The sequence below is a fragment of the Pseudomonas sp. NFX71 genome, from assembly GCF_048079215.1.
In the GTDB taxonomy this organism is placed as follows: Bacteria; Pseudomonadota; Gammaproteobacteria; order Pseudomonadales; family Pseudomonadaceae; genus Aquipseudomonas; species Aquipseudomonas fluorescens_B.
On sequence record NZ_CP182230.1, the window covers coordinates 6,422,780 to 6,446,323 of the forward strand.

At 59.6% G+C, this 23,544-nt stretch carries 27 protein-coding genes; 12 read left to right on the forward strand and 15 right to left on the reverse strand.

The window, feature by feature from the left end:
• Positions 1–8: 8 nt before the first annotated feature.
• Complete coding sequence (locus tag ACM1ZW_RS29900; protein WP_017339802.1) at positions 9–1,022, forward strand: alpha/beta hydrolase; 1,014 nt, start codon at positions 9–11, stop codon at positions 1,020–1,022.
• Between the two features lie 162 nt (positions 1,023–1,184).
• Here the strand turns inward: ACM1ZW_RS29900 and ACM1ZW_RS29905 are convergent, their stop codons facing one another.
• Together ACM1ZW_RS29905 and earP are read right to left on the reverse strand one after the other, a co-directional pair.
• A complete protein-coding gene (locus tag ACM1ZW_RS29905; protein WP_007943632.1) occupies positions 1,185–1,754 on the reverse strand; it encodes an elongation factor P in 570 nt (189 codons plus the stop codon).
• Between the two features lie 48 nt (positions 1,755–1,802).
• The gene (earP, locus tag ACM1ZW_RS29910) at positions 1,803–2,945 is read right to left on the reverse strand and encodes an elongation factor P maturation arginine rhamnosyltransferase EarP (protein ID WP_414880097.1); all 1,143 of its coding nucleotides are present in this window, start codon (positions 2,943–2,945) and stop codon (positions 1,803–1,805) included.
• A gap of 124 nt (positions 2,946–3,069) precedes the next feature.
• Here earP and ACM1ZW_RS29915 point away from each other — a divergent pair, with 124 nt between their 5' ends.
• Together ACM1ZW_RS29915 and ACM1ZW_RS29920 are read left to right on the forward strand one after the other, a co-directional pair.
• A complete protein-coding gene (locus ACM1ZW_RS29915) occupies positions 3,070–3,480 on the forward strand; it encodes a hypothetical protein (RefSeq protein WP_017339804.1) in 411 nt (136 codons plus the stop codon).
• A 2-nt stretch (positions 3,481–3,482) separates the two neighbouring features.
• Positions 3,483–3,965 carry a GreA/GreB family elongation factor gene (locus tag ACM1ZW_RS29920; protein ID WP_017339805.1) on the forward strand — a complete coding sequence of 161 codons (483 nt, stop codon included), beginning with the start codon at positions 3,483–3,485 and terminating at the stop codon, positions 3,963–3,965.
• Between the two features lie 8 nt (positions 3,966–3,973).
• On the opposite strand, the gene cysB is transcribed toward ACM1ZW_RS29920, so the two are convergent.
• The 5 genes from cysB to ACM1ZW_RS29945 all read right to left on the reverse strand — a co-directional run bounded on the left by cysB (position 3,974) and on the right by ACM1ZW_RS29945 (position 8,090).
• Positions 3,974–4,948 (reverse strand): HTH-type transcriptional regulator CysB, encoded by a 975-nt coding sequence (gene cysB / locus ACM1ZW_RS29925; protein ID WP_008148549.1) that lies wholly within the window; start codon positions 4,946–4,948, stop codon positions 3,974–3,976.
• Between the two features lie 273 nt (positions 4,949–5,221).
• Positions 5,222–5,725 carry a universal stress protein gene (locus tag ACM1ZW_RS29930; protein ID WP_017339806.1) on the reverse strand — a complete coding sequence of 168 codons (504 nt, stop codon included), beginning with the start codon at positions 5,723–5,725 and terminating at the stop codon, positions 5,222–5,224.
• A gap of 94 nt (positions 5,726–5,819) precedes the next feature.
• Positions 5,820–6,725 carry a 5'-nucleotidase gene (locus ACM1ZW_RS29935; protein WP_017339807.1) on the reverse strand — a complete coding sequence of 302 codons (906 nt, stop codon included), beginning with the start codon at positions 6,723–6,725 and terminating at the stop codon, positions 5,820–5,822.
• A 25-nt stretch (positions 6,726–6,750) separates the two neighbouring features.
• Positions 6,751–7,707: a putative 2-dehydropantoate 2-reductase gene (locus ACM1ZW_RS29940; RefSeq protein WP_416739912.1), complete on the reverse strand. Its 957-nt coding sequence runs from the start codon at positions 7,705–7,707 to the stop codon at positions 6,751–6,753.
• Complete coding sequence (locus tag ACM1ZW_RS29945) at positions 7,704–8,090, reverse strand: thioredoxin family protein (RefSeq protein WP_414883511.1); 387 nt, start codon at positions 8,088–8,090, stop codon at positions 7,704–7,706. The genes ACM1ZW_RS29940 and ACM1ZW_RS29945 overlap by 4 nt, the downstream gene beginning before the upstream one ends.
• Here ACM1ZW_RS29945 and ACM1ZW_RS29950 point away from each other — a divergent pair.
• Together ACM1ZW_RS29950 and ACM1ZW_RS29955 are read left to right on the forward strand one after the other, a co-directional pair.
• Positions 8,089–8,532: a PilZ domain-containing protein gene (locus ACM1ZW_RS29950; RefSeq protein ID WP_017339810.1), complete on the forward strand. Its 444-nt coding sequence runs from the start codon at positions 8,089–8,091 to the stop codon at positions 8,530–8,532. The two genes, ACM1ZW_RS29945 and ACM1ZW_RS29950, sit on opposite strands and share 2 nt — an antisense overlap.
• Before the next feature lie 161 nt (positions 8,533–8,693).
• On the forward strand, positions 8,694–9,770 hold the full coding sequence (locus ACM1ZW_RS29955; protein WP_017339811.1) for a 3-deoxy-7-phosphoheptulonate synthase: 1,077 nt from the start codon (positions 8,694–8,696) through the stop codon (positions 9,768–9,770).
• Between the two features lie 62 nt (positions 9,771–9,832).
• On the opposite strand, the gene ACM1ZW_RS29960 is transcribed toward ACM1ZW_RS29955, so the two are convergent.
• Positions 9,833–10,120, reverse strand: coding sequence for a GNAT family N-acetyltransferase (locus tag ACM1ZW_RS29960; RefSeq protein WP_008057026.1), 288 nt, complete (start codon positions 10,118–10,120; stop codon positions 9,833–9,835).
• Between the two features lie 643 nt (positions 10,121–10,763).
• On the opposite strand from ACM1ZW_RS29960, the gene oprI reads away from it, so the two are divergent.
• On the forward strand, positions 10,764–11,015 hold the full coding sequence (oprI, locus tag ACM1ZW_RS29965) for an outer membrane lipoprotei OprI (RefSeq protein WP_002553018.1): 252 nt from the start codon (positions 10,764–10,766) through the stop codon (positions 11,013–11,015).
• A 123-nt stretch (positions 11,016–11,138) separates the two neighbouring features.
• Here oprI and ACM1ZW_RS29970 read toward each other — a convergent pair whose 3' ends face one another.
• From ACM1ZW_RS29970 to ACM1ZW_RS29980, 3 genes are all read right to left on the reverse strand, one after another.
• Positions 11,139–12,110, reverse strand: coding sequence for a L,D-transpeptidase family protein (locus ACM1ZW_RS29970; protein WP_017339812.1), 972 nt, complete (start codon positions 12,108–12,110; stop codon positions 11,139–11,141).
• Between the two features lie 98 nt (positions 12,111–12,208).
• On the reverse strand, positions 12,209–12,502 hold the full coding sequence (locus ACM1ZW_RS29975) for a hypothetical protein (protein WP_003226812.1): 294 nt from the start codon (positions 12,500–12,502) through the stop codon (positions 12,209–12,211).
• A gap of 56 nt (positions 12,503–12,558) precedes the next feature.
• Positions 12,559–13,164, reverse strand: coding sequence for an arylesterase (locus ACM1ZW_RS29980; RefSeq protein WP_017339813.1), 606 nt, complete (start codon positions 13,162–13,164; stop codon positions 12,559–12,561).
• A 10-nt stretch (positions 13,165–13,174) separates the two neighbouring features.
• Between ACM1ZW_RS29980 and ACM1ZW_RS29985 the strand changes: the two genes are divergently transcribed.
• The 3 genes from ACM1ZW_RS29985 to greB are packed head-to-tail and all read left to right on the forward strand — an operon-like array spanning position 13,175 to position 16,894.
• On the forward strand, positions 13,175–13,858 hold the full coding sequence (locus ACM1ZW_RS29985) for an ABC transporter ATP-binding protein (RefSeq protein WP_017339814.1): 684 nt from the start codon (positions 13,175–13,177) through the stop codon (positions 13,856–13,858).
• Positions 13,858–16,362, forward strand: a complete 2,505-nt coding sequence (locus ACM1ZW_RS29990; RefSeq protein ID WP_017339815.1) for an ABC transporter permease — start codon at positions 13,858–13,860, stop codon at positions 16,360–16,362. Before ACM1ZW_RS29985 ends, ACM1ZW_RS29990 begins: the two co-directional genes overlap by 1 nt.
• 34 nt (positions 16,363–16,396) lie before the next feature.
• Positions 16,397–16,894: a transcription elongation factor GreB gene (greB, locus tag ACM1ZW_RS29995; protein ID WP_017339816.1), complete on the forward strand. Its 498-nt coding sequence runs from the start codon at positions 16,397–16,399 to the stop codon at positions 16,892–16,894.
• Positions 16,895–16,897: 3 nt separating this feature from the next.
• Here the strand turns inward: greB and ACM1ZW_RS30000 are convergent, their stop codons facing one another.
• From ACM1ZW_RS30000 to ACM1ZW_RS30010, 3 genes are all read right to left on the reverse strand, one after another.
• Positions 16,898–17,206, reverse strand: coding sequence for a hypothetical protein (locus ACM1ZW_RS30000; RefSeq protein ID WP_017339817.1), 309 nt, complete (start codon positions 17,204–17,206; stop codon positions 16,898–16,900).
• Positions 17,207–17,453: 247 nt separating this feature from the next.
• The gene (locus ACM1ZW_RS30005) at positions 17,454–17,888 is read right to left on the reverse strand and encodes a DoxX family protein (protein WP_017339818.1); all 435 of its coding nucleotides are present in this window, start codon (positions 17,886–17,888) and stop codon (positions 17,454–17,456) included.
• Positions 17,889–17,993: 105 nt separating this feature from the next.
• Complete coding sequence (locus tag ACM1ZW_RS30010) at positions 17,994–19,415, reverse strand: transglycosylase SLT domain-containing protein (RefSeq protein WP_414880099.1); 1,422 nt, start codon at positions 19,413–19,415, stop codon at positions 17,994–17,996.
• 235 nt (positions 19,416–19,650) lie between these two features.
• Between ACM1ZW_RS30010 and ACM1ZW_RS30015 the strand changes: the two genes are divergently transcribed.
• Positions 19,651–20,460 (forward strand): TatD family hydrolase, encoded by an 810-nt coding sequence (locus ACM1ZW_RS30015; protein WP_416739913.1) that lies wholly within the window; start codon positions 19,651–19,653, stop codon positions 20,458–20,460.
• A 39-nt stretch (positions 20,461–20,499) separates the two neighbouring features.
• On the opposite strand, the gene ACM1ZW_RS30020 is transcribed toward ACM1ZW_RS30015, so the two are convergent.
• Positions 20,500–21,729 carry an acyl-CoA dehydrogenase gene (locus tag ACM1ZW_RS30020; RefSeq protein WP_017339821.1) on the reverse strand — a complete coding sequence of 410 codons (1,230 nt, stop codon included), beginning with the start codon at positions 21,727–21,729 and terminating at the stop codon, positions 20,500–20,502.
• A gap of 176 nt (positions 21,730–21,905) precedes the next feature.
• On the opposite strand from ACM1ZW_RS30020, the gene ACM1ZW_RS30025 reads away from it, so the two are divergent.
• Both ACM1ZW_RS30025 and ACM1ZW_RS30030 read left to right on the forward strand, forming a co-directional pair.
• On the forward strand, positions 21,906–22,835 hold the full coding sequence (locus ACM1ZW_RS30025; RefSeq protein ID WP_008148497.1) for a LysR family transcriptional regulator: 930 nt from the start codon (positions 21,906–21,908) through the stop codon (positions 22,833–22,835).
• 132 nt (positions 22,836–22,967) lie between these two features.
• Positions 22,968–23,369 (forward strand): MerR family transcriptional regulator, encoded by a 402-nt coding sequence (locus tag ACM1ZW_RS30030; protein ID WP_017339822.1) that lies wholly within the window; start codon positions 22,968–22,970, stop codon positions 23,367–23,369.
• The last annotated feature ends 175 nt before the right edge of the window (positions 23,370–23,544 follow it).

A 23,544-nucleotide genomic window follows, 5' to 3' on the forward strand; every position in this document is an offset into this window, starting at 1 on the left:
AAACGAACATGAACACTTTCAGCAAAGTCTTGACCGGTACCCTTCTCGCCCTGTCCATCCACAGTGCATTCGCGGGCGACGGGGTTGAGCACAACACCCAGGCGTTCCTCGATGTTCTGAATGCCGGCACCGGCAAACCGATGGAACAGCTTTCACCGAAAGATGCCCGGGCCATCTTGGTCGGCGCGCAAGCCGGGGTGAAATTGACGCTGCCAAAAGCGGACGTCAGCCAGAAGACCATTCAAGTCGACGGCCAACCCATCAGCCTGACCATCGTCCGTCCGGCCGGGGTCAAAGGCGAGCTGCCGGTGTTCATGTTCTTCCACGGCGGCGGCTGGGTGCTGGGGGATTTCCCGACCCACGAACGCCTGGTTCGGGATCTGGTCACGGGTTCGGGGGCGGCGGCGGTGTTCGTCAATTACACCCCTTCGCCGGAAGCGCATTACCCGGTGGCGATCAACCAGGCTTATGCCGCGACCCAGTGGGTGGCTGAGCACGGTAAAGAAATCAATGTCGACGGCAAGCGCCTGGCCGTGGCCGGCAACAGCGTCGGCGGCAACATGGCGGCCGTGGTTGCGCTGATGGCCAAAGACAAAGGCACCCCGGCGATCAGGTTCCAGGTGCTGCTGTGGCCGGTGACGGACGCAAACTTTGAAACGGCGTCTTACAACCAGTTTGCCGAGGGGCACTTCCTCACCAAGAACATGATGAAGTGGTTCTGGGACAACTACACCACTGACGCCAAGCAACGTAACGAGATCTACGCTTCGCCACTGCGCGCGACCACTGCCCAACTCAAAGGCTTGCCACCTGCGCTGGTACAAACCGCCGGCGCCGATGTGCTGCGCGATGAAGGTGAGGCCTACGCCCGCAAACTCGACGAGGCCGGCGTGCCGGTGACGGCGGTTCGCTACAACGGCATGATTCACGACTACGGCTTGTTGAATGTGGTGAGCCAGGTGCCTGCGGTGCGTTCGGCGATGTTGCAAGCGTCTGAAGAGCTCAAGCAACACCTGAAATAAAGCAAAAAGCAAAAGATCGCAGCCTCGTTTCACTCGGCAGCTCCTGCAAGGGAATACAAAACTCATGCAGGAGCTGCCGAAGGCTGCGATCTTTTGATCTTGATATTCGGCCACAAAAAAGCCCGACTCAATGGTCGGGCTTTTTCATTCCTGAAGCGGTGCTTATTTAGCACGGCCTTTGTAGGAACCGCCTTCGCGGGTATCGATCTCGATCATGTCGCCGATTTCGATGAAGTCAGCAACCGACAGTTCGGTACCGTTCTTCAGTTTGGCAGGCTTCATCACCTTGCCGGAAGTGTCGCCGCGAGCGGAACCTTCGGTGTAGTCAACCTGACGCACGATAGTGGTCGGCAGTTCTACGGAAACCAGACGCTCTTCGAAGAAGATCGCTTCGCAAACATCGGTCATGCCTTCTTCAACGAAAGGCAGAACGGCTTCGATGTCTTCAGCGTTCAGCTCGTACATGGTGTAGTCGGTGGTGTCCATGAACGTGTAGGTATCGCCGCTGATGAAGGACAGGGTCGCTTCTTTGCGGTCGAGGATTACGTCGTCCAGTTTGTCGTCGGCGCTGTAAACGATCTCGGTCTTGTAACCGGTCAGCAGGTTTTTCAGCTTGGTCTTCATGATCGCGCTGTTACGACCAGACTTGGTGAATTCAGCTTTCTGAACCAGCCAAGGATCGTTTTCGAGACGGATCACGGTACCGGGTTTCAGTTCTTTACCAGTTTTCATTGCGAATATCCGAATTTGGATGGGATTTACAAAAATCTAGGCCGCGTATCATATCCAATTTAGGTAAAACTGTACCAGCGCCGCGGCAAGATCTGCCTGCAAGGCTTGTTCCAGACACCACGCTTCGGCATGTTTTTGCAGTTCCGGCCAGTGTTCACGGGTTGTCAGCCAGTGACCCGACATATCATGCCCGGCATTCCACGCACGCCAAAGACCGCTGATCGCCTCGCGGGCGGGCGCAGACAGGCCTTTTGTGTACAGCGTCAGGAACGCTTCGAGCTTGTCCAGGTGAATGTCTTCGTCCTGCCGATAGATGTGCCAGAGCAGTGGCCGGCCCGCCCACTGAGCGCGGACAAACGAATCTTCGCCGCGCACAGCGTTGAAATCGCAGCACCAGAGCAGGTGATCGTATTGCTCCTGTCGGACGAACGGCAGCACTTGCACAGTCAAGGCCTCGCGCACATGCACGGCGCCCGCCGCCAATCCCTCGACACCGAGCCAACGCTCGACATCACCCAGAATCCGCCCTTCGGGCACCAACAGATGCGTCGGTGTCGAATCGGCAGCCATCACATCCAGCCAGCTCGCCAGGCCGCTATTCTCATAGGCGAACAGCGAGATCAGCTGTGCACCTGGCGCGCGATCAATCCCTAACCCTTGCAGGAATTTTCGCTGAGCCTCGGGGCTTTGCTGAAATTGCCGGCGTCGCTCGAGCAATCCGCTTTCACGCAGCAAGCCACCGGTGCCCTTCTGGAAACCCGGAAAGAAAAAGTACTTCTGCACACTTTTGTATTTTACCGACGGCAAACCGTGGCAGCCGATAACCCAGTCTTCAGCACTCAGGTAATCAAGGTTCATCCACAACGGCGGCTTTTCCCGCGCGGCCATGGCGTCCATGTAGCCGCTCGGCAGCTGGCAGGCGAATGCGGCGATCACCACATCGGCGGCGTCGGTGGGTAACCAGTCGGCTGGCCATTGCCGGACTTCGACACCGTCCTGCCATTGCTGCGCGACATGGATGTCGATCTGCGGACAGAGTCGCTCGAAGGCCCGCAAGTCGTCGACCCACAAACGCACCGCCAGCGAATGCTCGGTGACCAGTTGTCGGGCCAGGCGCCAGGTCACGCCGATGTCGCCAAAGTTGTCGACCACGGCGCAAAAAATATCCCAGCGGGTTTTCAATTGAGGCATTCCAGGCTCCCGTTGGCAAAGGCGCCGATTGTCCGCATAAATTACTCCGTGCAGAAGAGCCGACGGCGATTAATCTTCATGCGACAATCGCCACTCGCCCGCGACCACCCGCCAGGAGGCAGTCATGCCCTACCGCCCCAACCCGCGCCGCCGCTTGCCGATTCAGCTCAATGCCCTGCAACTGACCGGCAGCATTGCCCTCGGATTGTGGCTGGGATTCCTGGCTATTGCGCTGACCTGCTGGCTCGCTTCCCGACTGTTGTTCAACGAGCAATTGGCGCCGGTCGCGCAAGCGATAGAGCAACTGGCGAAACCACCTGTGGTCGCGCAACCGGTTCCGGACATTCCACCCCAGAGCCCGCTGTTCGACCAATACGAAGAGAACCTGCGCAAGAACGAACAGCAGCAACGACTGGATCAGGCCCGCAGCACCCGCCGCAATCTGGCCAATCCGAAATGCCAGTTCTGGCTGCAGCAGGACCAGACCGCGCCAAGCGAAAAAAGCCGCGCCAACGTTCTGCAATTCTGCGATTGACAATGAATAAACAAGCCGTCCACCAATTGATTCTCGACAAGCTGCGAGTCGATCTCGACATCGCCGAACGTGCCGCGCAAACCGCGTACGAAACGGCGACCCACGAAGAAAACATCGCCGAAAACAAGTACGACACCTTGGGACTGGAGGCGTCATACCTGGCGGCCGGGCAGGCGAAACGGGTCGAGGAAATCAGGCAATCGCTGGCGCTGTGCCAGAGCCTGACGCTACGGCCTTACGACGATCAACGCGGCATCGAAGTCGGCGCCCTGCTGGGTCTGGAAGACGAAAAGGGTCGTGAACAATGGCTGTTTCTGGCCCCCGACGCGGCAGGCTTGAAGGTCGATCTTGTCGGGCAATGGATTACCGTCATCACCCCTCGCTCACCGCTGGGCAAAAGCCTGCTGGGCAAGTTCGAAGGGGACGAGGTGGAGATTCTGGTGGCGGGCGCTCGGCAACAGTTTTCTGTCACCGAGGTGGTGTAAACCGTAGATTAATGAACGGGCAGTTCGACGCCGTCGAACAGCTCTTCCAGTTCCTGCTTGTTGTGGCACTGAATGGCTTTGGCCATGACTTCGCGGGTCAGGTGCGGGGCGAATTTCTCGATGAAGTCGCACATGAAGCCACGCAGGAAGGTACCGCGACGGAAACCGATTTTGGTGATGCTGGACTCGAACAGGTCGCTGGCATCGAGCATCACCAGATCGCTGTCGAGTTTTGCATCAACCGCCATTTTCGCCACGATGCCCACACCCAGCCCCAGGCGAACGTAGGTCTTGATCACGTCGGCGTCGGCGGCGGTGAACACCACTTTCGGCGTCAGGCCGCGATGGCTGAAGGCTTCGTCGAGTTTCGAACGACCGGTGAAACCGAACACGTACGTCACGATCGGGTATTCGGCCAGTGCTTCAAGGGTCAGCTTCGACAGCTTGGTCAGCGGGTGGCCCTGAGGCACGACCACGCAACGGTTCCAGCGGTAGCACGGCATCATTACCAGGTCACCGAACAGCTCGAGGGCTTCGGTGGCGATGGCGAAATCGACGGTGCCGTCAGCGGCCATTTCGGCGATCTGCATCGGCGAACCCTGGTGCATGTGCAGCGCAACGTCCGGGTATTGCTTGATGAAATTGCTGATCACCGGCGGCAACGCGTAACGCGCCTGGGTGTGCGTGGTGGCGATCGACAGGGTGCCTTTCTTCTCGTTGGAGAACTCCTGGGCGATCTGCTTGATGCTTTCAACCTTGCGCAGGATCTCGCCGGCGGTGGTGATGATGCGCTCGCCGGCTGGGGTGACGCGGGTCAGGTGCTTGCCGCTGCGAGCAAAGACCTCGACGCCCAATTCGTCTTCCAGCAGACGGATCTGCTTGCTGATACCCGGTTGCGAGGTGTAAAGGCTTTGGGCTGTAGCGGAAACGTTGAGGTCGTGGTGCGCCACTTCCCAGATGTAGCGCAGTTGTTGAAGCTTCATATGAATCCCTCAAAGCAGGTAGACGCCACGGGCATCAGCGACGGTATATAACTATATTAATGGCTTGAAGAATAAATCTAGAACTTTTTTATCAGAACGCCACTATTCGTGTTCTGTGTCCTGTCTCGTAAATACGTTTCTCTTTTGACGAGTGGCTGTTGCCGCCAGGCAAGGCGCCGCGATGACTCATAGCCCGCTATGGTGAGGAGCGGCAACGCAGCATGGCAGAAACAGACGCCGTCAAAAAAGAAACAGTCTTTGCGAGGCAGGACACTAACGATCCCCTTGGCGACGGCGTTCCACCAGCGGCACCAGATAGACCGGGACCCGAGCCAACTGCAACACCCGCGCTGCGGTCCTGCCCAAAGGCGTTTCCGCGCCAGCACCATGGCTATGACTACCTACGATCAACAAATCCACGGAGAGTTTCTGCGCCTGGTCGAGAATCACCTGCGACGGATCGCCCTGAAGCACCCGCACCGCCTGAATCCGGTCCAGATCGTGCGCCCCCTCGTCCCCCAACTCCTCACGAAAACTGTCGAGCACCCGTTGCTCGATATTGGCAATGACGGTGTTCAGGCCCTGACTGTGAAACTCGTTCAACGCCTGTTCATCGAGGTAACTCTGAAGCACCGATTCGGCAAACAAACCCATCGGCTCAACCGCGTGCACCACATACAAGTCAGCATCGAATGTTCGAGCCAGCTCCAGGGCATGCTGCATCACTAAGGGCGCGTACAGGCCGAGGTCAGTGGCATACAGCATCGAACGAATCATATGACCTCCTCGAGTGCCAACATGGCGGAGATTGATTCAGCTTAGCAGTGCCTTGGCGAGTACGACGTCTCGCGTAACGCGTTGAACGGCGGGGTTAAACCTTTTGCTCGTTGCTTATGCCATGGGGCACATGGCCGGTAGCGACCACCTCACGAGCCAACTCGCAATGGCCGGCCTGATCGTCGAAAAACACGTCGGCGGCAAAGGCTTCGAGGAAAGCGGACTTGGTCAGGCCGCCGAGGAACAACGACTCATCCAGGCGAATGTCCCACTCGCGCAACGTGCGGATCACCCGCTCATGGGCCGGCGCCGAACGGGCGGTGACCAGCGCGGTGCGGATCGGACAGGCGTCCTCCGGGAACTCACGCTGCAACAGATTGAGCGCCGCGAGAAAGCCTTTGAACGGCCCACCGCGCAGTGGCTCGCGGGCACTTTCGCGCTCGCTGGCCTGAAACGCCTCCAGGCCGCCCGCCTGATAAACACGCTCCGACTCGTCGGAAAACAGCACCGCGTCACCGTCGAAGGCAATGCGCAATTCATCGCTCGCGGCACGGCTGGCACCGCCCGACAGAATGGTCGCCGCAGCGAAGCCGGCATCCAGCGCACTGCGCACGTCTTCGGCGTGGGTCGACAGAAACAGGTCGCAACCAAACGCTTTGAGATACGGGTACGGGCTGCGCCCACCGACAAATGCCGCACGGGAGATCGCCAGTCCGTAATGGTGAATAGAATTGAACACCCGCAGCCCGGTGTCGGCGCTGTTGCGCGACACCAGGATCACTTCGACCCTGGCGCGGCCGAGGCGGGTATTGAGGCTGAGGAGTTTTTCCACCAACGGGAAGGCATCACCGGGCTCGAGGATTTCGTCTTCGTGTTCGATCTGATATTGCCGATAGGCCTCGACACCGCTCGACAGGTAAACCTTGTGGCTTTCGCTCAGGTCGAACAACGCGCGCGAAGAAATCGCCAGCACCAGTTTGTCGTCAATCGTCTTTGCCATGCCCTTCCCCCTCGGGTTGATCGACTCAGGTATTCCGTCGATCGATAAAACTCAAACTGCGATACAACGCTTCTATTCGCGGCAGTTCGCAACCGGCGGCCTTGGCTGCCGCCAGTGGCCGGGCGTAAATGGCCGCCAGCTCCAACGGTCGCTTGTGCAGAAAATCGTGGTACATGCTCGGCCAGTAGTCCGGCATTTTTTCGGTCATCATGAACAGATAGTCCGCGTAACCCGCCGGCATGTCGTGACCACAGGCCTTGGCGCCCTGAACCACTTCGGCCATCAAGGCCTTGATCAGTTCCCGGCTGTCGGCATCGGTCATCAACGGTGTGGTGCCCGCGCCAAGCAGCACCGACAGGCCGTTGTAAGGGATATTCCAGACCAGTTTCTGCCAGCGCGCCTGATGCAGGTTCGGCATGGCCTGGGAGTCGATGCCGGCGCTGCGGAACAACCCGGCGCCTTCCTCGACAATTGCCATTCGCGCCTGTTCATCGGTGGCGGGGCCACTGTGGTAGCCGACGTTCACCGCGCCGAGGGCCTGATGAGTGATCGCACCCGGGCCCGTGCGATGGACGCAGATCAGGCAGAGTCCGCCGAGCAGGTGCAGGGAATCCGGGAGCAAGGCTCGCAGACTGTCTTCGACATCCAGGCCGTTTTGCAGCAACAGCACCTTGGCGTTCGGTGCCGCCGCTTGAATGATCGCCGGCGCCAGACCGGCATTGCTGGTGGTCTTCGCGCCCACCAGCAGCCAGTCGCAGGGCGGCATGTCTTCGGCCGACGAATAGGCCTGAACCGGATTCAACGTCAGCGCACCGTGCACCGCGCTGTCGAGTTGCAACCCGCGCTCGGCCACCGCCGAGAATTCGCTGCGCAACAGAAAATGCACGTCGAAACCGGCACGCGCGAGCATCAACCCGTAGAAACCACCGATTGCACCGGTTCCGATAATACCGATGGTCGGCCTGGCAACTGCACCCGTCATGGCAACTCCTCTGCTGTTCTGGTCAGCGCCTGACCCACGGCCGCATTGAGCTCGGTGCTGGTCAGGCGCGATTTTAATGCTCCGAAAAACTCACCGTCGCGCACCACAAACAGCGCCGGCAAATGAAAGACCTGATAACGCTCGACCACCCCGCCATTGTCCCCGGCATCGATCCAGCACAAACGATCGACCTGCAGATCGAGCCTTGGCAATTGCTCACGGGCAAAACGGCAGCTGGCACAGCCGACGCTGGTGAATATAACCAGCGACACCCCGCTCATCGCCAGCAACCGTTGGTCGGCGTCGAAATCGGTCAGTTCCGATTCGGCCACTATACTGGGGGAAACAATGTCAGATGGCCGACACATGGAGTCCGTGCTCATGGGACGTTTTATTCCTCATCCTGACGATGTGCCCGTCGAATTAACGTTGCTCAAACCTGAGTGTATTTCACGGCAACAGCTGCACACTATCAGCCTCGGGGGCATGGCTTGCAATTATCACCGCGCCTGGCGTCACGGCACGGCGCTGGAAGTTCGCATCCCGACCTTGAACCCCGATTTGCGTTTTCTGGGCTACGTCGCCTGGTGCCTGCGACGCAAACACGGTTATCTGGTGGGCATTGCCTTTGTTGACGAGCAGATGATGTTCAGTGCCCGAATGGGCGAACAGGTGTGCCAGATCGAACGTTACTGTCGCCTGCATGACGCCCACGACGACCTGCAGGAAACCCAGGCGCTGGCCCTCGAATGGGTCCAGCAGCACGCCGACGAGTTCTCCCACGATACGGTTCGCAAGGCATTTGCACAGGCGGTGATGGATTAAGGGACGTTATCAATTCGTTGCGAATGCCCCTAAAACCGCTGTCTGCCCATTGTCGAGCCACGGTGTAACGCGCTAAGGTTCCGCTCCCGACGCGCTTAATTTGCTGTGCTCCGCCGCGCGGGTTCGCTGGCGGCCGGCACCCGTGACCTGACGAGTAAACGATGGCTGATTTACCGATCAACGACCTAAACGTCGCCTCCAACGAGACGCTGATCACTCCCGATCAGCTCAAGCGTGATATCCCTCTGAGCGACGCTGCCCTGCGCACCGTCACCAAGGGTCGCGAAGTCATTCGCAACATCCTGGATGGCACCGACCACCGCCTGTTCGTCGTCATCGGGCCGTGCTCGATCCACGACATCAAGGCTGCCCACGAATACGCCGAGCGCCTGAAGGTATTGGCTGCGGAAGTGTCCGATACCTTGTATCTGGTCATGCGCGTGTATTTCGAGAAGCCACGCACCACCGTCGGCTGGAAAGGCTTGATCAACGACCCGTACCTGGACGACTCCTTCAAGATTCAGGACGGTTTGCACATCGGTCGTCAACTGCTGCTGGACCTGGCCGAGATGGGCCTGCCGACCGCTACCGAAGCCCTCGACCCGATCTCCCCGCAGTACCTGCAGGACCTGATCAGCTGGTCGGCCATCGGCGCGCGCACCACCGAATCCCAGACTCACCGTGAAATGGCCTCCGGCCTGTCTTCCGCCGTCGGCTTCAAGAACGGCACCGACGGCGGCCTGACGGTGGCGATCAACGCCCTGCAATCGGTTTCCAGCCCGCACCGTTTCCTGGGCATCAACCAGGAAGGTGGCGTGTCGATCGTCACCACCAAGGGCAATGCCTATGGCCACGTGGTGCTGCGCGGCGGCAACGGCAAACCGAACTACGATTCGGTCAGCGTCGCACTGTGCGAGCAAGCGCTGAACAAAGCGAAGATCAAACCGAACATCATGGTCGACTGCAGCCACGCCAACTCCAACAAGGACCCGGCACTGCAACCACTGGTGATGGAAAACGTCGCCAACCAGATCCTCGAAGGCAACCAGTCGATCATCGGGCTGATGGTCGAAAGTCACCTGAACTGGGGCTGCCAGGCCATCCCGAAAGACCTCGCCGACCTGCAATATGGCGTGTCGATCACCGATGCCTGCATCGACTGGTCCGCTACTGAAAACACCTTGCGCAGCATGCATGCCAAGCTCAAGGACGTGCTGCCGAAACGCGCCCGCACCTGATCACTTTTCAGCGCAAAAAAAAACGCCGGGCTATAAACCCGGCGTTTTTTTATGCGTTCGTTTTACTGGCTCAGCTTGGCCGCATGCCGCTGGTGACGCTCCATGTAGCGCTCCACGTAGGAACACGAAGGAATGACGGTGTAGCCCATTTCCTCGGCGTATTCCAGCGCCTTCTCGGTCAAGGCTGCCGCGATACCGCGACCACGCAAGGCATTGGGCACGAACGTGCGATAGATATCCAGGGTCTGTTTCCCGAGATCCATATAGGTCAGGTAGGCACGATGACCGTCCACATTGGTCTCGAACTGATGACCAGCCTGGTCATGGTGGATGGACAACGCCTCACTCATCACTACTCCTCGCGGGTCTTTGATTCCGACCCCTACCTTACCGATGTTTTTCCGGCGAAGGAACATCTACGCCACCCCGTGCCTGAATGGACACCGAGAAGAACAGCACCGATCTCGCGCAACCGAGCACGTATCAAATAGTAGGCACCATTGGCAGAAAATGCTCAAGGTACGCTCGTCATCATGCAAGGTTGGGTCGGTGCTGCTCCGGGGTTACGCAGGGGCGTGCTCGACCGAAGATCCCGGGTGGTCGATCGCCTGAACATTGCCGGATGTTGAGACTTAAGACGAGCGCCCTTCTTTTAAGTCACCTCAACTAGGAGAAAGATATGAGAGGTGCACCGCAAATCCCGAACAAAAGTGTAGACGAATCCATGTAGACAGACTTTAGCCAAGACCGTGAAAACACTCGCGGCTGCCGGAACTTTTTTGTGCCAACTCGCTCAGCGCGGGCTTTGCAGCTGGATATTTTTTAATCAAATGCAAGTAAAAGTTGCTCGAAAAAGAATCAACGCCTACAATTTTTTTTGCTTCTTGCTTTACGTCAGTTTACTTACGACAAGTAATGGGTAGTATGTACGCCGGCTATTTCCTCACTCTGAGGAGACAGCTACTTAATAGAAAGTCCTTGAAGGGGAACACGATGAACAACGTTCTGAAATTCTCTGCTCTGGCTCTGGCCGCAGTTCTGGCTACCGGTTGCAGCAGCGTATCGAAAGAAACCGAAGCACGTCTGACCGCTACTGAAGACGCAGCTGCTCGCTCCCAGGCTCGTGCAGACGAAGCTTACCGTAAAGCTGATGAAGCTCTGGCTGCTGCTCAAAAAGCACAACAGACTGCTGACGAAGCTAACGAGCGTGCTCTGCGCATGCTGGACAAAGCTAGCCGCAAGTAATAATCCTTCGGGATTATTATCAAGCCGACCCATTTTTGGGTCGGCTTTTTTATGGCCGGTCGTTTTGTACCCGCCATAAAAAACCCGCCGACGCAGCCTGCATCGGCGGGTTCTGTTCAAGCCTTACTGCAGCGGGTCGAGCGGTGCACTCGTCACCATCGGCGCCGAGGTATTCGGCACTCCGATTTCCACCGGCAGACCATCTTCGGCAGCAACCACGTCGCGGACCACATCCCAGTTCATGCGCAGGTTGTTGGTGATGTCCTCACGCTTGAGCATCGCGTTGATCACCGCAGTGTGTTTGTCGACCACAGAAGGGTTGCCCTTGTCGTCCAGCGGCGTGTGCGCTTCCAGATAGACCTTGCCGCCACTGACACCGAACTTGTACGGGTCGCTGATAATGCGCACCGACGTACCGACCGGCACCATGCTCGCCATTTCCAGCACGTTGTTGTTGAACATGCGGAAGCAACCGTGGCTGGTGCGCATGCCAATCCCGAACTTCTTGTTCGAGCCGTGGATCAGGTAACCCGGCGTACCCAGGTTGAACTTGAACGGCCCCAGCGGGTTGTCCGGGCCGGCCGGCACGACGTTTGGCAACGGATCACCGTCTGCAAGGTGCTCGGCCTTGATCGAGGCTGGAGGCGTCCAGGTCGGGTTCGGCGTCTTGGCCGTGATGGTGGTGTGAGCGATCGGTGAACCCCAACCCTCGCGACCGATACCCAGCGGGAAGGTGTAGACCACATTCCGGCCTTTCGGATAGTAGTAGAGGCGATATTCAGCCAGGTTGATGACGATACCTTCACGCGGTCCTGGCGGCAGGATGAAACGCGTCGGCAACACGATTTCGGTACCGGCGCCCGGCAGCCATGCATCGACGCCAGGGTTGGCCGCGACCATTTCCGAATAACCCAGATCGTAAGTGGTGCCAAGGTCGGCGAAGGTGTCTTCGTATTTGGCCTTGATGACCTGAACCTGGCCGACGATGTCTTCACCGGGCGGTGGCAGGGGCAACTCCAATGCGGCTACGGGACCTGCCACACAAAGGGCGGCAAGAGACAGGCAGCGGGTGACGGCAGGAAAGCGCGGCAACATCCGGTAAATCCTTCGCAGGGTCAGGGGATAAAAACGGGATTGTACACCGGCGCCCGTAAATTCGGGGAGTCGGCCGATAGCACGCTATCTTTATTGCCTCAAAGCTCGAAGCGCAGCTCTGGCCAGATCGGCGAAGTGCCGCGTTTCTGCGATTCCAGGATCGCCCGGCACAGCGAGCACAGGCGCTGGTCCTGGAAAACGCGGCGGTCGACGCTCGACCAGCGCGGCTGCGCCGGAAGCAGACTGCCACACAGGGTTCGATCGGCCGAGCCACCCAGCTCCAGTTGACGGGTCACCAGATGTACCCGCACTTCCTGGCAGGCGAACAGATCCAGCTGTTCGTCAGGCTCGATCAGTTGGTAGGCAAAAAGTGACCAGGCGGGACGCGGCATCGGGGGCTCCAAATCGGGGGCGCCACCTTAGCCGAAACGCCGCCGCTAGAAAAGCGTCAAAGCAGCGGTTTCAGTGTCGGCCAGACATTTTCCAGCAACTTGTCCTGAGCCCCCGCAGCGGGGTGCAGGCCGTCGGCCTGCATCAGGTCTGGATGACCGCCCACGCCGTCGAGAAAAAATGGCACCAGCGGGATTTTTTTCTCGGTGGCGACGTTGCTGTATACCTCGGCGAAGGCCTTGGTGTAGCGCGCGCCGTAGTTGGGTGGCAGTTGCATGCCGAGCAGCAGCACCTTCGCCCCACTGGCGCGGGAGCTGTCGATCATCGCTGCAAGGTTTTGTTGCAATTGCGTTGGCAGCATTCCGCGCAGGCCGTCGTTGCCGCCCAACTCGAGGATTACCAGCTCCGGTTTATGCTCTGCAAGCAGCGCAGGCAGGCGCGCCTGGCCTCCGGCACTGGTGTCGCCGCTGATGGATGCGTTGACCACCTTATCGTCGAAACCTTCGCGCTTGAGCCGTTGCTCAAGCAACGACACCCACCCAACGCGGGTATCCAGTCCGAAACCGGCGCTGATACTATCGCCAACGATCAGGACTGTACCCGCCGCTGCGTTCTGGGCCATGCACATCAGGGCCAGGCCAGCACTCAAAAACCACACACGCATCGGATTCTCCATGGGCGCAAGCATTCTCACCGCGAAGAACCTCAGCAAAGTGGTTCCCAGCGCGGAAGGTGAACTGACTATCCTGCACGAACTCAGCCTGGAACTGAACAAGGGCGACAGCCTGGCCATCGTCGGCGCGTCCGGTTCAGGCAAATCCACCCTTCTCGGCCTGCTCGCCGGCCTCGACCTGCCGAGCAGCGGCGAAGTCACCCTCGCCGGCCAAAGCCTGAGCAATCTCGATGAAGACCAGCGGGCGCGAATTCGCGCCGAACACGTGGGCTTTGTCTTTCAATCATTCCAGCTGCTCGACAGTCTCAACGCCCTGGAAAACGTCATGCTGCCACTGGAACTCGATGGCCGCAAAGACGCTCGCGAGCGCGCCACCGAATTGCTGCGAAGGGTTGGTCTCGGCCAGCGCCTGACCCACTCGCCACGCCAGCTCTCCGGTGGGGAACAGCAGCGCGTGGCGATTGCCCGTGCGTTTGCCGCCGAGCCCGATGTGTTGTTCGCCGACGAACCCACCGGCAACCTCGACAGCCATACCGGCGAGCGCATCAGCGACTTGCTGTTTGAATTGAACAAGGAGCGCGGCACGACCCTGGTGCTGGTGACTCACGATGAACGCCTGGCACATCGCTGCCGGCGCCTGATCCGACTTGAAGCCGGCCTGCTGGTCGCCCCTCTGGAGCCTTGATGGCACGCTTGCCGCTGTTGCGCCTGTTCAGTCTCGCCATTCGCCAATTGCTGCGCGACGCTCGCGCCGGCGAATTGCGGGTGTTGTTCTTCGCCTTGCTGGTGGCCGTGGCAGCGAGTACCGCCATCGGTTACTTCGGCGCTCGCCTGAATGGCGCCATGATGCTGCGTGCCACCGAATTCCTTGGCGCCGATCTGCTGCTTGAGGGCAGTTCACCGGCGCGGCCCGAACAGATCAGAAGCGGGACTGAGCTGGGCCTTGAACATGCGCAAGTGGTGGAGTTCTCCAGCGTCATCGCCACCGACAACGGCATTCAGCTGTCCAGCATCAAAGCCGCAGACGAGGTCTATCCCCTGCGCGGCGAACTGAAAAGCGCCCCCGCCCCCTTTGCTCCGGAAGAGACCGGGGGCGGACCGAAACCCGGCGAGGCCTGGGTCGAGGCACGATTGCTGACCGCCCTGGATCTGAAGATCGGCGACAGCATCGACGTCGGCATGCGCACTCTCAAACTCGCGCGAGTGCTGACTTACGAACCGGATCGCGCCGGCAATTTCTACAGCCTGACGCCGCGCGTGCTGATCAACCTCAGCGACCTCGCCGCCACCGGCGTGGTGCAACCCGGCAGCCGTGTCAGTTACCGCGAACTCTGGCGCGGCAAAGCCGAAGCGCTGGAAACCTATCGCCAACTGATCAAACCCGGCCTCGCCGCCAACCAGCGCATCCAGGATGCCCGCGATGGCAACCGGCAGATTGGCGGCGCGCTGGGTAAAGCCGAACGTTACTTGAACATGGCGAGCCTGGTGGCGGTCCTGCTGTCCGGGGTGGCGGTGGCGCTGTCGGCAACGCGTTTCGCCACCCGCCGCTTCGATGCCAGCGCGCTATTGCGCTGCCTGGGGCTGTCCCGCCGGGAAACCATGGTCCTGTTCAGTTTGCAGCTGACGGTGCTCGGACTGTTGGCCAGCATCAGCGGCGCGTTGATCGGCTGGCTGGCGCAGCTTGGCCTGTTCGCGCTGTTGCATGATTTGTTGCCCACCGACGTTCCACCGGGCGGCCTGTTTCCGGCCATCGCCGGGATCGGCACCGGGCTGGTGGCGCTGGCCGGTTTTGCCTTGCCGCCCCTCGCGGCGCTGGGCCGGGTTCCGCCATTGCGGGTATTGCGCCGCGACATGCTGCCGATTCCTTCCAGCACCTGGATGGTCTACGGCGTGGCCTTGGGCGCTCTCGGGCTGATCATGTGGCGCCTGAGCCTCGACCTGCTGCTAACCTTCGCCCTGCTCGGCGGTGGCGTGATTGCGGCGCTGGTATTGGGCGGCTTGCTGTTGCTGCTGCTGAAAAGCCTGCGCCGGATGCTCGCGCGTGCTTCGTTGCCGTGGCGTCTCGGGCTGGGCCAATTGCTGCGTCATCCACTGGCTGCCGCCGGACAATCCCTGGCCTTCGGTTTGATTCTGCTGTCCATGGCGTTGATCGCCTTGCTGCGCGGTGAGTTACTCGACACCTGGCAAAACCAGTTGCCGAAAAATGCGCCGAACTATTTCGCGCTGAACATCCTGCCGGCAGACAAACAGGCCTTCACCGATCGCCTGATCGAACTGTCAGCGCAATCGGCGCCGCTGTACCCGGTGGTGCCGGGACGGTTGATCAGCATCAACGGCGAGCCGGTGCAGGAGATCGTCAGCAAGGACTCGGCCGGAGATCGGGCAATCCAGCGCGACCTGAGCCTGACCTGGGCGGCGGACCTGCCGACGGGCAACAAGCTCACGGCGGGAAACTGGTGGAGCGAACAGCCTGCGGATGACATTCCCGGCGTGTCGGTAGAAGGCAAAGTGGCCGAAAGCCTGAAACTCAAGTTGGGCGATCACATGGTGTTTACTGTCGGCGGGGTCAATCGCGAAGCGAAAGTCACCAGCCTGCGGGAGATCAACTGGGACAACTTCCAGCCGAACTTCTTCATGATCTTCCAACCTGGGACATTGAAGGATTTACCAGCGACTTACTTGACCAGCTTCTATCTGGCAGCCGGTCATGACCAGCAGATTGTCGACCTGTCCCGCGCCTTTCCGGCGGTAACCATCCTGCAAGTCGAAGCGTTGCTTGCGCAACTGCGCAGCATCCTCGCCCAGGTCACTCTGGCGGTGGAATACGTGCTGTTGTTCGTGTTGGCGGCGGGGATGGCGGTGTTGTTCTCGGGCCTGCAAGCGACGCTGGATGAACGCATCCGTCAAGGCGCCTTGTTGCGCGCGCTGGGGGCTGAGCGACAGTTGCTGGTCAAGGCCCGGCGAATCGAGTTCGGCCTGCTCGGCGCGGTCAGCGGATTGCTGGCAGCGCTGGGTTCGGAACTGGTGAGCCTGGTGCTCTACCGTTACGCGTTCGACCTGCCCTGGCATCCGCATCCATGGCTGTTGGTACTGCCATTGATCGGTGCTGCGCTGATCGGCGGTGCCGGCGTGTTCGGTACCCGTCGAGCCTTGAACGCCAGCCCCCTGACAGTGTTGCGCGAGGGTTGATAGACTCAAGCCTCCTCAATCACAAGAAGTTGCCATGAGCCGTTATCGCCCTCCTCGCACAGCTGGCACCGCGCTGATCACCCCGGAAGGTGAAGCGCGGATGCGGGCCGAGTTCCATGAGCTCTGGCATGTGCGCCGACCGCAGGTCACGCAATCGGTCAGCGAGGCCGCGGCGCAGGGCGATCGCTCCGAAAATGCCGAATACACCTACGGCAAAAAGATGCTGCGCGAGATCGACAGCCGCGTGCGTTTTCTGACCAAACGCCTGGAAGCACTCAAGGTGGTCAGCGAAAAGCCCAGCGATCCGAACAAGGTTTACTTCGGCGCCTGGGTCACGATCGAGGACGAGGACGGCAAGGAGTCGCGTTATCGCATCGTCGGCCCGGATGAGCTGGACTTGAAACTGGGCCTGATCAGTATCGACTCGCCGTTGGCACGCGCCCTGATCGGCAAGGCACTGGACGCCGAAGTTCGAGTCCAGACGCCGACCGGTGAGCAATGCGTGTACATCGTGGCGATTGAATACCCCTAGGCCTCAGCGGCGGGTGATCAACCCTTGTCGGGCCACGCGGGTCAGTTGCTTGATCATTTCAGGCGCGTCTTCGAGACTGGGTGACTGAATCACCGCCAGGTCGAAGCTGTCGCTGGCAAATCGGGCCAGTGACTCACTGTCTTCGACAAACTGGATCAGGAACGCTGCAGGCCCGCCGGTGCGACGCGGCCAGCCATCCAGATAACGCAAGAGCGTCGGCTGATGTTTGCCGCCAAGCAGGATTTTTGGATTGCGCTGGGTAAGGTGTGCCGTGATCGGCGCGGGGCGTACAACGGGGTTTAGTGCATTCATCGTGTCGTGTCTCTGCCTCAAAAGTCTGCATGGCAGGTGAGAGGCAACACCGAACCAGCGCTTTAGCGGTATTTCGAAGCCTGTTTCAGGCTTCTATCGGCAACTGAATGAGTCACCTGGCGCCCCGCAAGTAGCTGTTTAAATCGGCGCATGAGCAGCATCCTAGAGAAGCTGACTGGACAGTGTCAAGAATGACGCACAACAAAAAGGCCCGCGCAATGCGGGCCTTTTCGTTGAGCCAGAGCGGTCAGCCAGCGATGGCGCGGTCGGCCGACAGTTTGCCGGCGCCTTCGATCAGCACGGCGATGCTGCCACCGAGCAGGGCCAGGGCGAATTCATAACCGTTGTTGGCCATGAACAAACCGTTAGGAAGGTGCACCGAGAAGATCGCCACCAGCGAGAGGAAAGCCAGGCCGAGGGCCGCTGGACGGACCAGCAAGCCGATGATCAAGGCAAGACCGCCGAAGAACTCAGTACCACCCGCCAGCGTCGCCATCAGGTAGCCCGGTGTCAGGCCGATACTCTCCATGTACTGCGCGGTGCCGGCCAGACCGTAACCACCGAACGCCCCAAAAAGCTTCTGCGCGCCGTGGGCTGCGAAGATGATGCCGACGAAGATCCGCAAAACAGTCAGGCCGTAGCCAGCGCGGGTAAACAGTACCTTGTTGATCAGTGAGCTCATGCTGTGTCATCCATTGTGAGTTTGTGTGTTGGTTGGCCGCCATATTAATCAATAAATCGAATGTTAAAAGCGCAATTTTTTCGTCATAACAATCAGTTTAGTCGATTATTTCCGTGAGGCCACTTTCTGCCCCTGGGGCTCCAACGACTCCCGTTCCCGATCGAACGCCAGGTAATACTTGTTCACGCTATTAACATAGCTGACGGGACCCATTCCCACCTGCTCCATGGCGATCCGCTCGACCTGGAAGAACCACTGATTGGGATTCAAACCACGCCGCCGCGCCTCGGCGCGCATGCCCTGAACCCGCTCCGGCCCGATGTTGTAGGCCGCCAGCACGAACGCCATGCGCTCACGCTCGTTGAGTTTGGGGCTGGCAAAAAACTTGCGGCGGATCATCGCCAGGTACTTGGCACCGGCCTGCACATTGGCATCGAGATTCTGAATGTTGCCGACCCCCACCCGCTGGGCCGCCGACGGGGTGATCTGCATCAGGCCGGTGGGGCCGCTACCGCTGCGGGCATTGGGTTGGAGCGCGGATTCCTTGAATGCCAGTGCCGCCAGGTTCAGCCAGTCCATGCCTTGAGCATCGGCGTGCTTCTGCAGTACCGGCCGGAGTTTTTCCAGGCGCTGGCGATCAGCCTTGGCCAATGGATAGTGCACTTGATACAAGCGACGATAGATCCTCAGGAAAGCCACATCCTGGTCCGATGGCTTTTTGTACCCAATGAGGAAGCGGTCGATGCTTGCCCGCAGCATCGACGCATCGCGGCGCACAAACCAGAACTCTTCCCCTGGCTCGCTGATCAGCACCTGCCGATCAAAGCGCAGCTTGGGCAGGATCTTGCCCCAGCGCTCGGCAATCGGTTGCTCGACAATGGTCAGGTGAAAGATGCCGCCCTGAACCATTTCAAGCACGTCTTCAACCGCCAGGCTCGGATCGACCCACTCGATTTTCACTGGCGCCAGCTTGTGCAGGGCGAGTTTTTGATTGATCTGACTGATCGCTTCCCCGGCGGCACTGCCGGTGGGCAATGCCAGGGTTTTACCGGAAAGTTGCTCAAGGTGGGTGTAGCGCTTCTCGCCTTTGATGCCAACCAGCACCAGCGGGATGTTGCTGGCAATAGGCTCACTGGCGCTGACGGCGTAACCCGGTTGCAGATCGAGCAATTCCCCCGGCGCAACCAGATCGCCCTCCCCGCGCTGTAATGCGCCAAGCAGTTGATCCTTGGCTTTGGGGATGATCTTGAGGGTGACTTCCTGACCGTCGCGGGCGTGGCCATTGAGGTATTGCTCGAAAGCACGCAACCGATGGTATTCGACGCCGATGGCCTGGCCCTGGACTTCGCCGGAGCTGTTGCGGCTCTGGTTGACGAGCACCTTCAGCACCCGACTGCTGCGGATTTCCTGCAGATCGCGCACCTTGACCGCCGGCACGGCTTGCAGTGGGCCGGCCAGACGCGCAACCGCGGGCATCGGCAACAGCAGAGAACCACACAGCAGTATCAAAATCGAGGGACGTGTCATCCACTCTCCGGAAAGAATACTGGGCCGATTTCAAAAATCTCCATGAAACCGAACGACAGAAACAGAGCGCCTTGAGCGCTGGCAAAGTGCGAAAGACTGGCACAGTGATGGCACGCTGACCACCCCGGCTTGCCTCGCGGCATCAAAAGACAGCTTTAACTCGTTGTAGTTCTTGGCTTTTCTTATAAATCTACAGCTCTGATATGCTTTCCAGCCTTTGGTCCGAGGTAGCACCATGCAACTCATCGATATCGGCGTCAACCTGACCAACCCCAGTTTTGCCGGCAAGCACAAGGCTGTACTCGACCGCGCGTATGCCGCCGGGGTCTGCCAATTGGTGCTCACCGGCACCAGTGTCGAGGGCAGTGAACAGGCGCTGGAGCTGTGCCAGCAACTGGATGACACGGCGCAACGGCTGTTCGCCACCGCCGGCATTCATCCGCACTCGGCCAGCGACTGGAACGCCGACAGCGCCCAACGTCTGCGCAGTTTGCTCAAAGAGCCAAACGTGGTGGCCGTAGGTGAATGCGGCCTGGATTTCAATCGCGATTTCTCCCCGCGCCCGCAACAGGAAAAAGTCCTGGAACAACACCTGGAAATGGCGATCGAGCTTCAACTGCCAGTATTCCTCCACGAGCGCGACGCCAGTCAGCGTCTTCTGGAAATTCTTCGGGATTATCGAGATCAGTTGCCGGCCGCCGTGGTGCATTGCTTCACCGGCGAGAAGAAAGCGCTGTTCAGCTACCTCGACCTGGACTTGCACATCGGCATCACCGGCTGGATCTGCGACGAGCGTCGCGGCACGCATCTGCATCCGCTGGTGAAAGAAATCAAGCGCGGGCGGTTGATGCTGGAGAGTGATGCGCCGTATCTGTTGCCGCGCAGCTTGCGGCCCAAGCCGAAGAATGGCCGTAACGAACCGGCGTATCTGACTGAAGTGTTGCGGGAAGTGGCATTGCATCGCGGGGAAAGCGAGGAAGAACTGGCGGCTCACAGCACCGCGTGTGCGCGAGCCTTTTTCGGGCTGCCTTTAATAGCAGGATGACGTATCGCGGGCCTGAAGCAGGCCCGCGATACAGCGGTCTTAGTGACTGCTGCGCATCATTTCCTTTGGCACGTACTTGCCGATCTCGAACTTGCCGATCGCCGCGCGGTGCACTTCGTCCGGGCCGTCGGCCAGGCGCAGGGTGCGCTGCATCGCGTACATGTAGGCCAGCGGGAAATCGTTGGAAACCCCTGCCCCGCCATGGATCTGGATCGCCCGGTCGATAACGCGCAAGGCCACATTCGGTGCGACCACCTTGATCTGCGCGATTTCGCTCTTCGCCACTTTGTTGCCGACGGTGTCCATCATGTACGCCGCTTTCAGGGTCAGCAGGCGAGCCATGTCGATTTCCATCCGCGAGTCGGCGATCTTGTCGATGTTACCGCCCAGACGCGCCAACGGTTTGCCGAACGCGGTGCGGTTCACCGCGCGTTTGCACATCAGTTCCAGTGCACGCTCGGCCATGCCGATCGAACGCATGCAGTGGTGGATCCGGCCAGGGCCAAGGCGACCCTGTGCGATTTCAAAGCCGCGTCCTTCACCCAACAGAACGTTTTCGTACGGCACCCGCACGTTTTCGAACAGCACCTCGGCGTGGCCGTGTGGTGCATCGTCGTAACCGAACACCGGCAGCGGACGGACGATCTTCACGCCAGGGGCATCCACCGGCACCAGAATCATCGAATGCTGGGCGTGGCGCGGCGCGTCGGGATTGCTCAGGCCCATGAAAATAAGAATCTTGCAGCGTGGATCGCAGGCACCCGAGGTCCACCATTTCTTGCCGTTGATCACCCACTCGTCACCGTCACGCACGGCGCGGGCGGCCATGTTGGTGGCGTCGGAGGAAGCCACGTCCGGCTCGGTCATGGCGAACGCCGAGCGGATCTCACCGCGCAGCAACGGTTCGAGCCAGCGTTGCTTCTGTTCTTCGTTGGCGTAACGCACCAGCACTTCCATGTTGCCGGTGTCGGGTGCCGAGCAATTGAACGGCTCGGGGCCCAGCAGCGAGCGGCCCATGATTTCTGCCAATGGCGCGTATTCGAGGTTGGTCAGGCCGGCGCCGAGTTCGGACTCAGGCAGAAACAAATTCCACAGGCCTTCGGCCTTGGCCTTGAGTTTGAGTTCTTCCATGATCGCAGTCGGCTGCCAACGGTCGCCCTCGGCAACCTGGCGTTCGAACACGGCTTCGGCGGGATAAACGTAGGTGTCCATGAACGCGGTCACGCGCTCACGCAGTTCTTGCACCTTGGGCGAATAAGCGAAATCCATGAGCAGCTACCTTCTTGAGGGAGGTTGTTTAGGTCATGCAATCGATGCTAGAACAGCTACGAAAATTTACCTAGCCTATTCTCGGCGTGTATTAACATTCATCACCGATATATGATCGGGTGATTGCCGAGGCCCACGGCCTCATCAAAACGCCCCAACAATAAGAGTGCAGCGCAATGAATCTGAGCAAGGTCGACCTCAACCTTTTCATCGTCTTCGACGCGATCTACACCGAAGCCAACCTGACCCGCGCCGGGCAGATTGTCGGCATTACTCAGCCTGCGGTCTCGAACGCTCTGGCCCGCTTGCGCGAGACGTTCAACGATCCGTTGTTCGTGCGTACGGCCCAAGGCATGGTGCCGACGCCGATGGCGCAAAACATCATTGGTCCGGTGCGCAACGCCCTCTCGCTGCTGCGGGTGTCGGTGCAGGAAAGCCGCATCTTCAATCCGTTGCAGGCAGTCAAGACGTACCGCATCAGCATGACCGACCTCACCGAAGCGGTGATCCTGCCGCCGCTGTTCCAGCGCCTTCGTCGCCTGGCGCCAACGGTCATCATCGAAAGCTTTCTGTCCAAGCGCCGTGAGACCACCAAGGAACTGGCGGCCGGGCGTCTCGACTTTGCGGTGGACGCGCCGCTCAACACCGACCCGCAGGTGCGTCACGTCAAGCTGATGGAAGACCGCTACGTGTGTGCCATGCGCAAGGGCCATCCGCTGGCGGGCAAGGAGAAATTCACCCTCGATGATTACCTGTCGCTGACCCACATCCATATTTCCAGCCGCCGCAGCGGTCTCGGCCATGTAGACCTCGCGCTCGGTAAAATGGGCATTCAGCGCAAGATCGCCTTGCGTTCCCAGCACTACCTGATGGCGTCGCAGGTGTTGCAGCAGACCGACATGGTCATGACTGTTCCGGAACGCTTCGCCCGTCGTCATGATTTGTATTCGGTGAACCTGCCGGTCAACGATGTACCACCAGTGGAAACCCACCTTTACTGGCACGAAAGCACCGACCAGGACCCGGCCAACCGCTGGATGCGCGAGCAGATGATCGAGCTGTGCCAGCAGGTGACGGCGCATGAGAAGAAGCTCGATAAGGTGTAAGGCAATGCACCGAGTTATCGCTAAATCGCAGGCAATTCGAAGAGGCCAGGGGTAACACCACAGAACCCCGCCCCTTGACGTATACGTCAACCTGCCTTTAGCTTAGCGCCATGACCTTTTTCGAGCGCTTCCATGAGCAGCCAGACCTACAGCATCTCCGACCTCGCCCGCGAACTCGACATCACCACGCGGGCCATTCGATTTTATGAAGAGCAAGGCCTGCTCAGCCCCGAGCGCCGTGGCCAGGAACGCATCTATTCGCCCCGGGACAAGGTCAGCCTGAAGCTGATTCTGAGGGGCAAGCGCATAGGCTTCTCCCTGGCCGAATGCCGTGAGCTGATCGAACTTTACGACCCCACCGGCGGCAACCAGAAGCAGCTGCAAACCATGCTCAACAAAATCGCCGAACGCCGCGAACAATTGGAACAGCAGATGCTCGACATCGAGCAGATGAAGCTGGAACTGGACACGGCGCAGGAGCGCTGCACCCAGGCTCTGGAAGAAACGATGAAAAGCCAGTCGGTGGTTCAGTAGGTCAACACATTCCTCTGTGGGAGCAGCTAGCCTTTGTGGCGAGGGGATTTATCCCCGTTCGACTGCGAAGCAGACGTCAACTTATTCATGCAGTTGGACTTTAAAGGGCGGGGCCGCTTCGCGACCCAACGGGGATAAATCCCCTCGCCACAAACCCGCTCCCACGGGTCAGTGC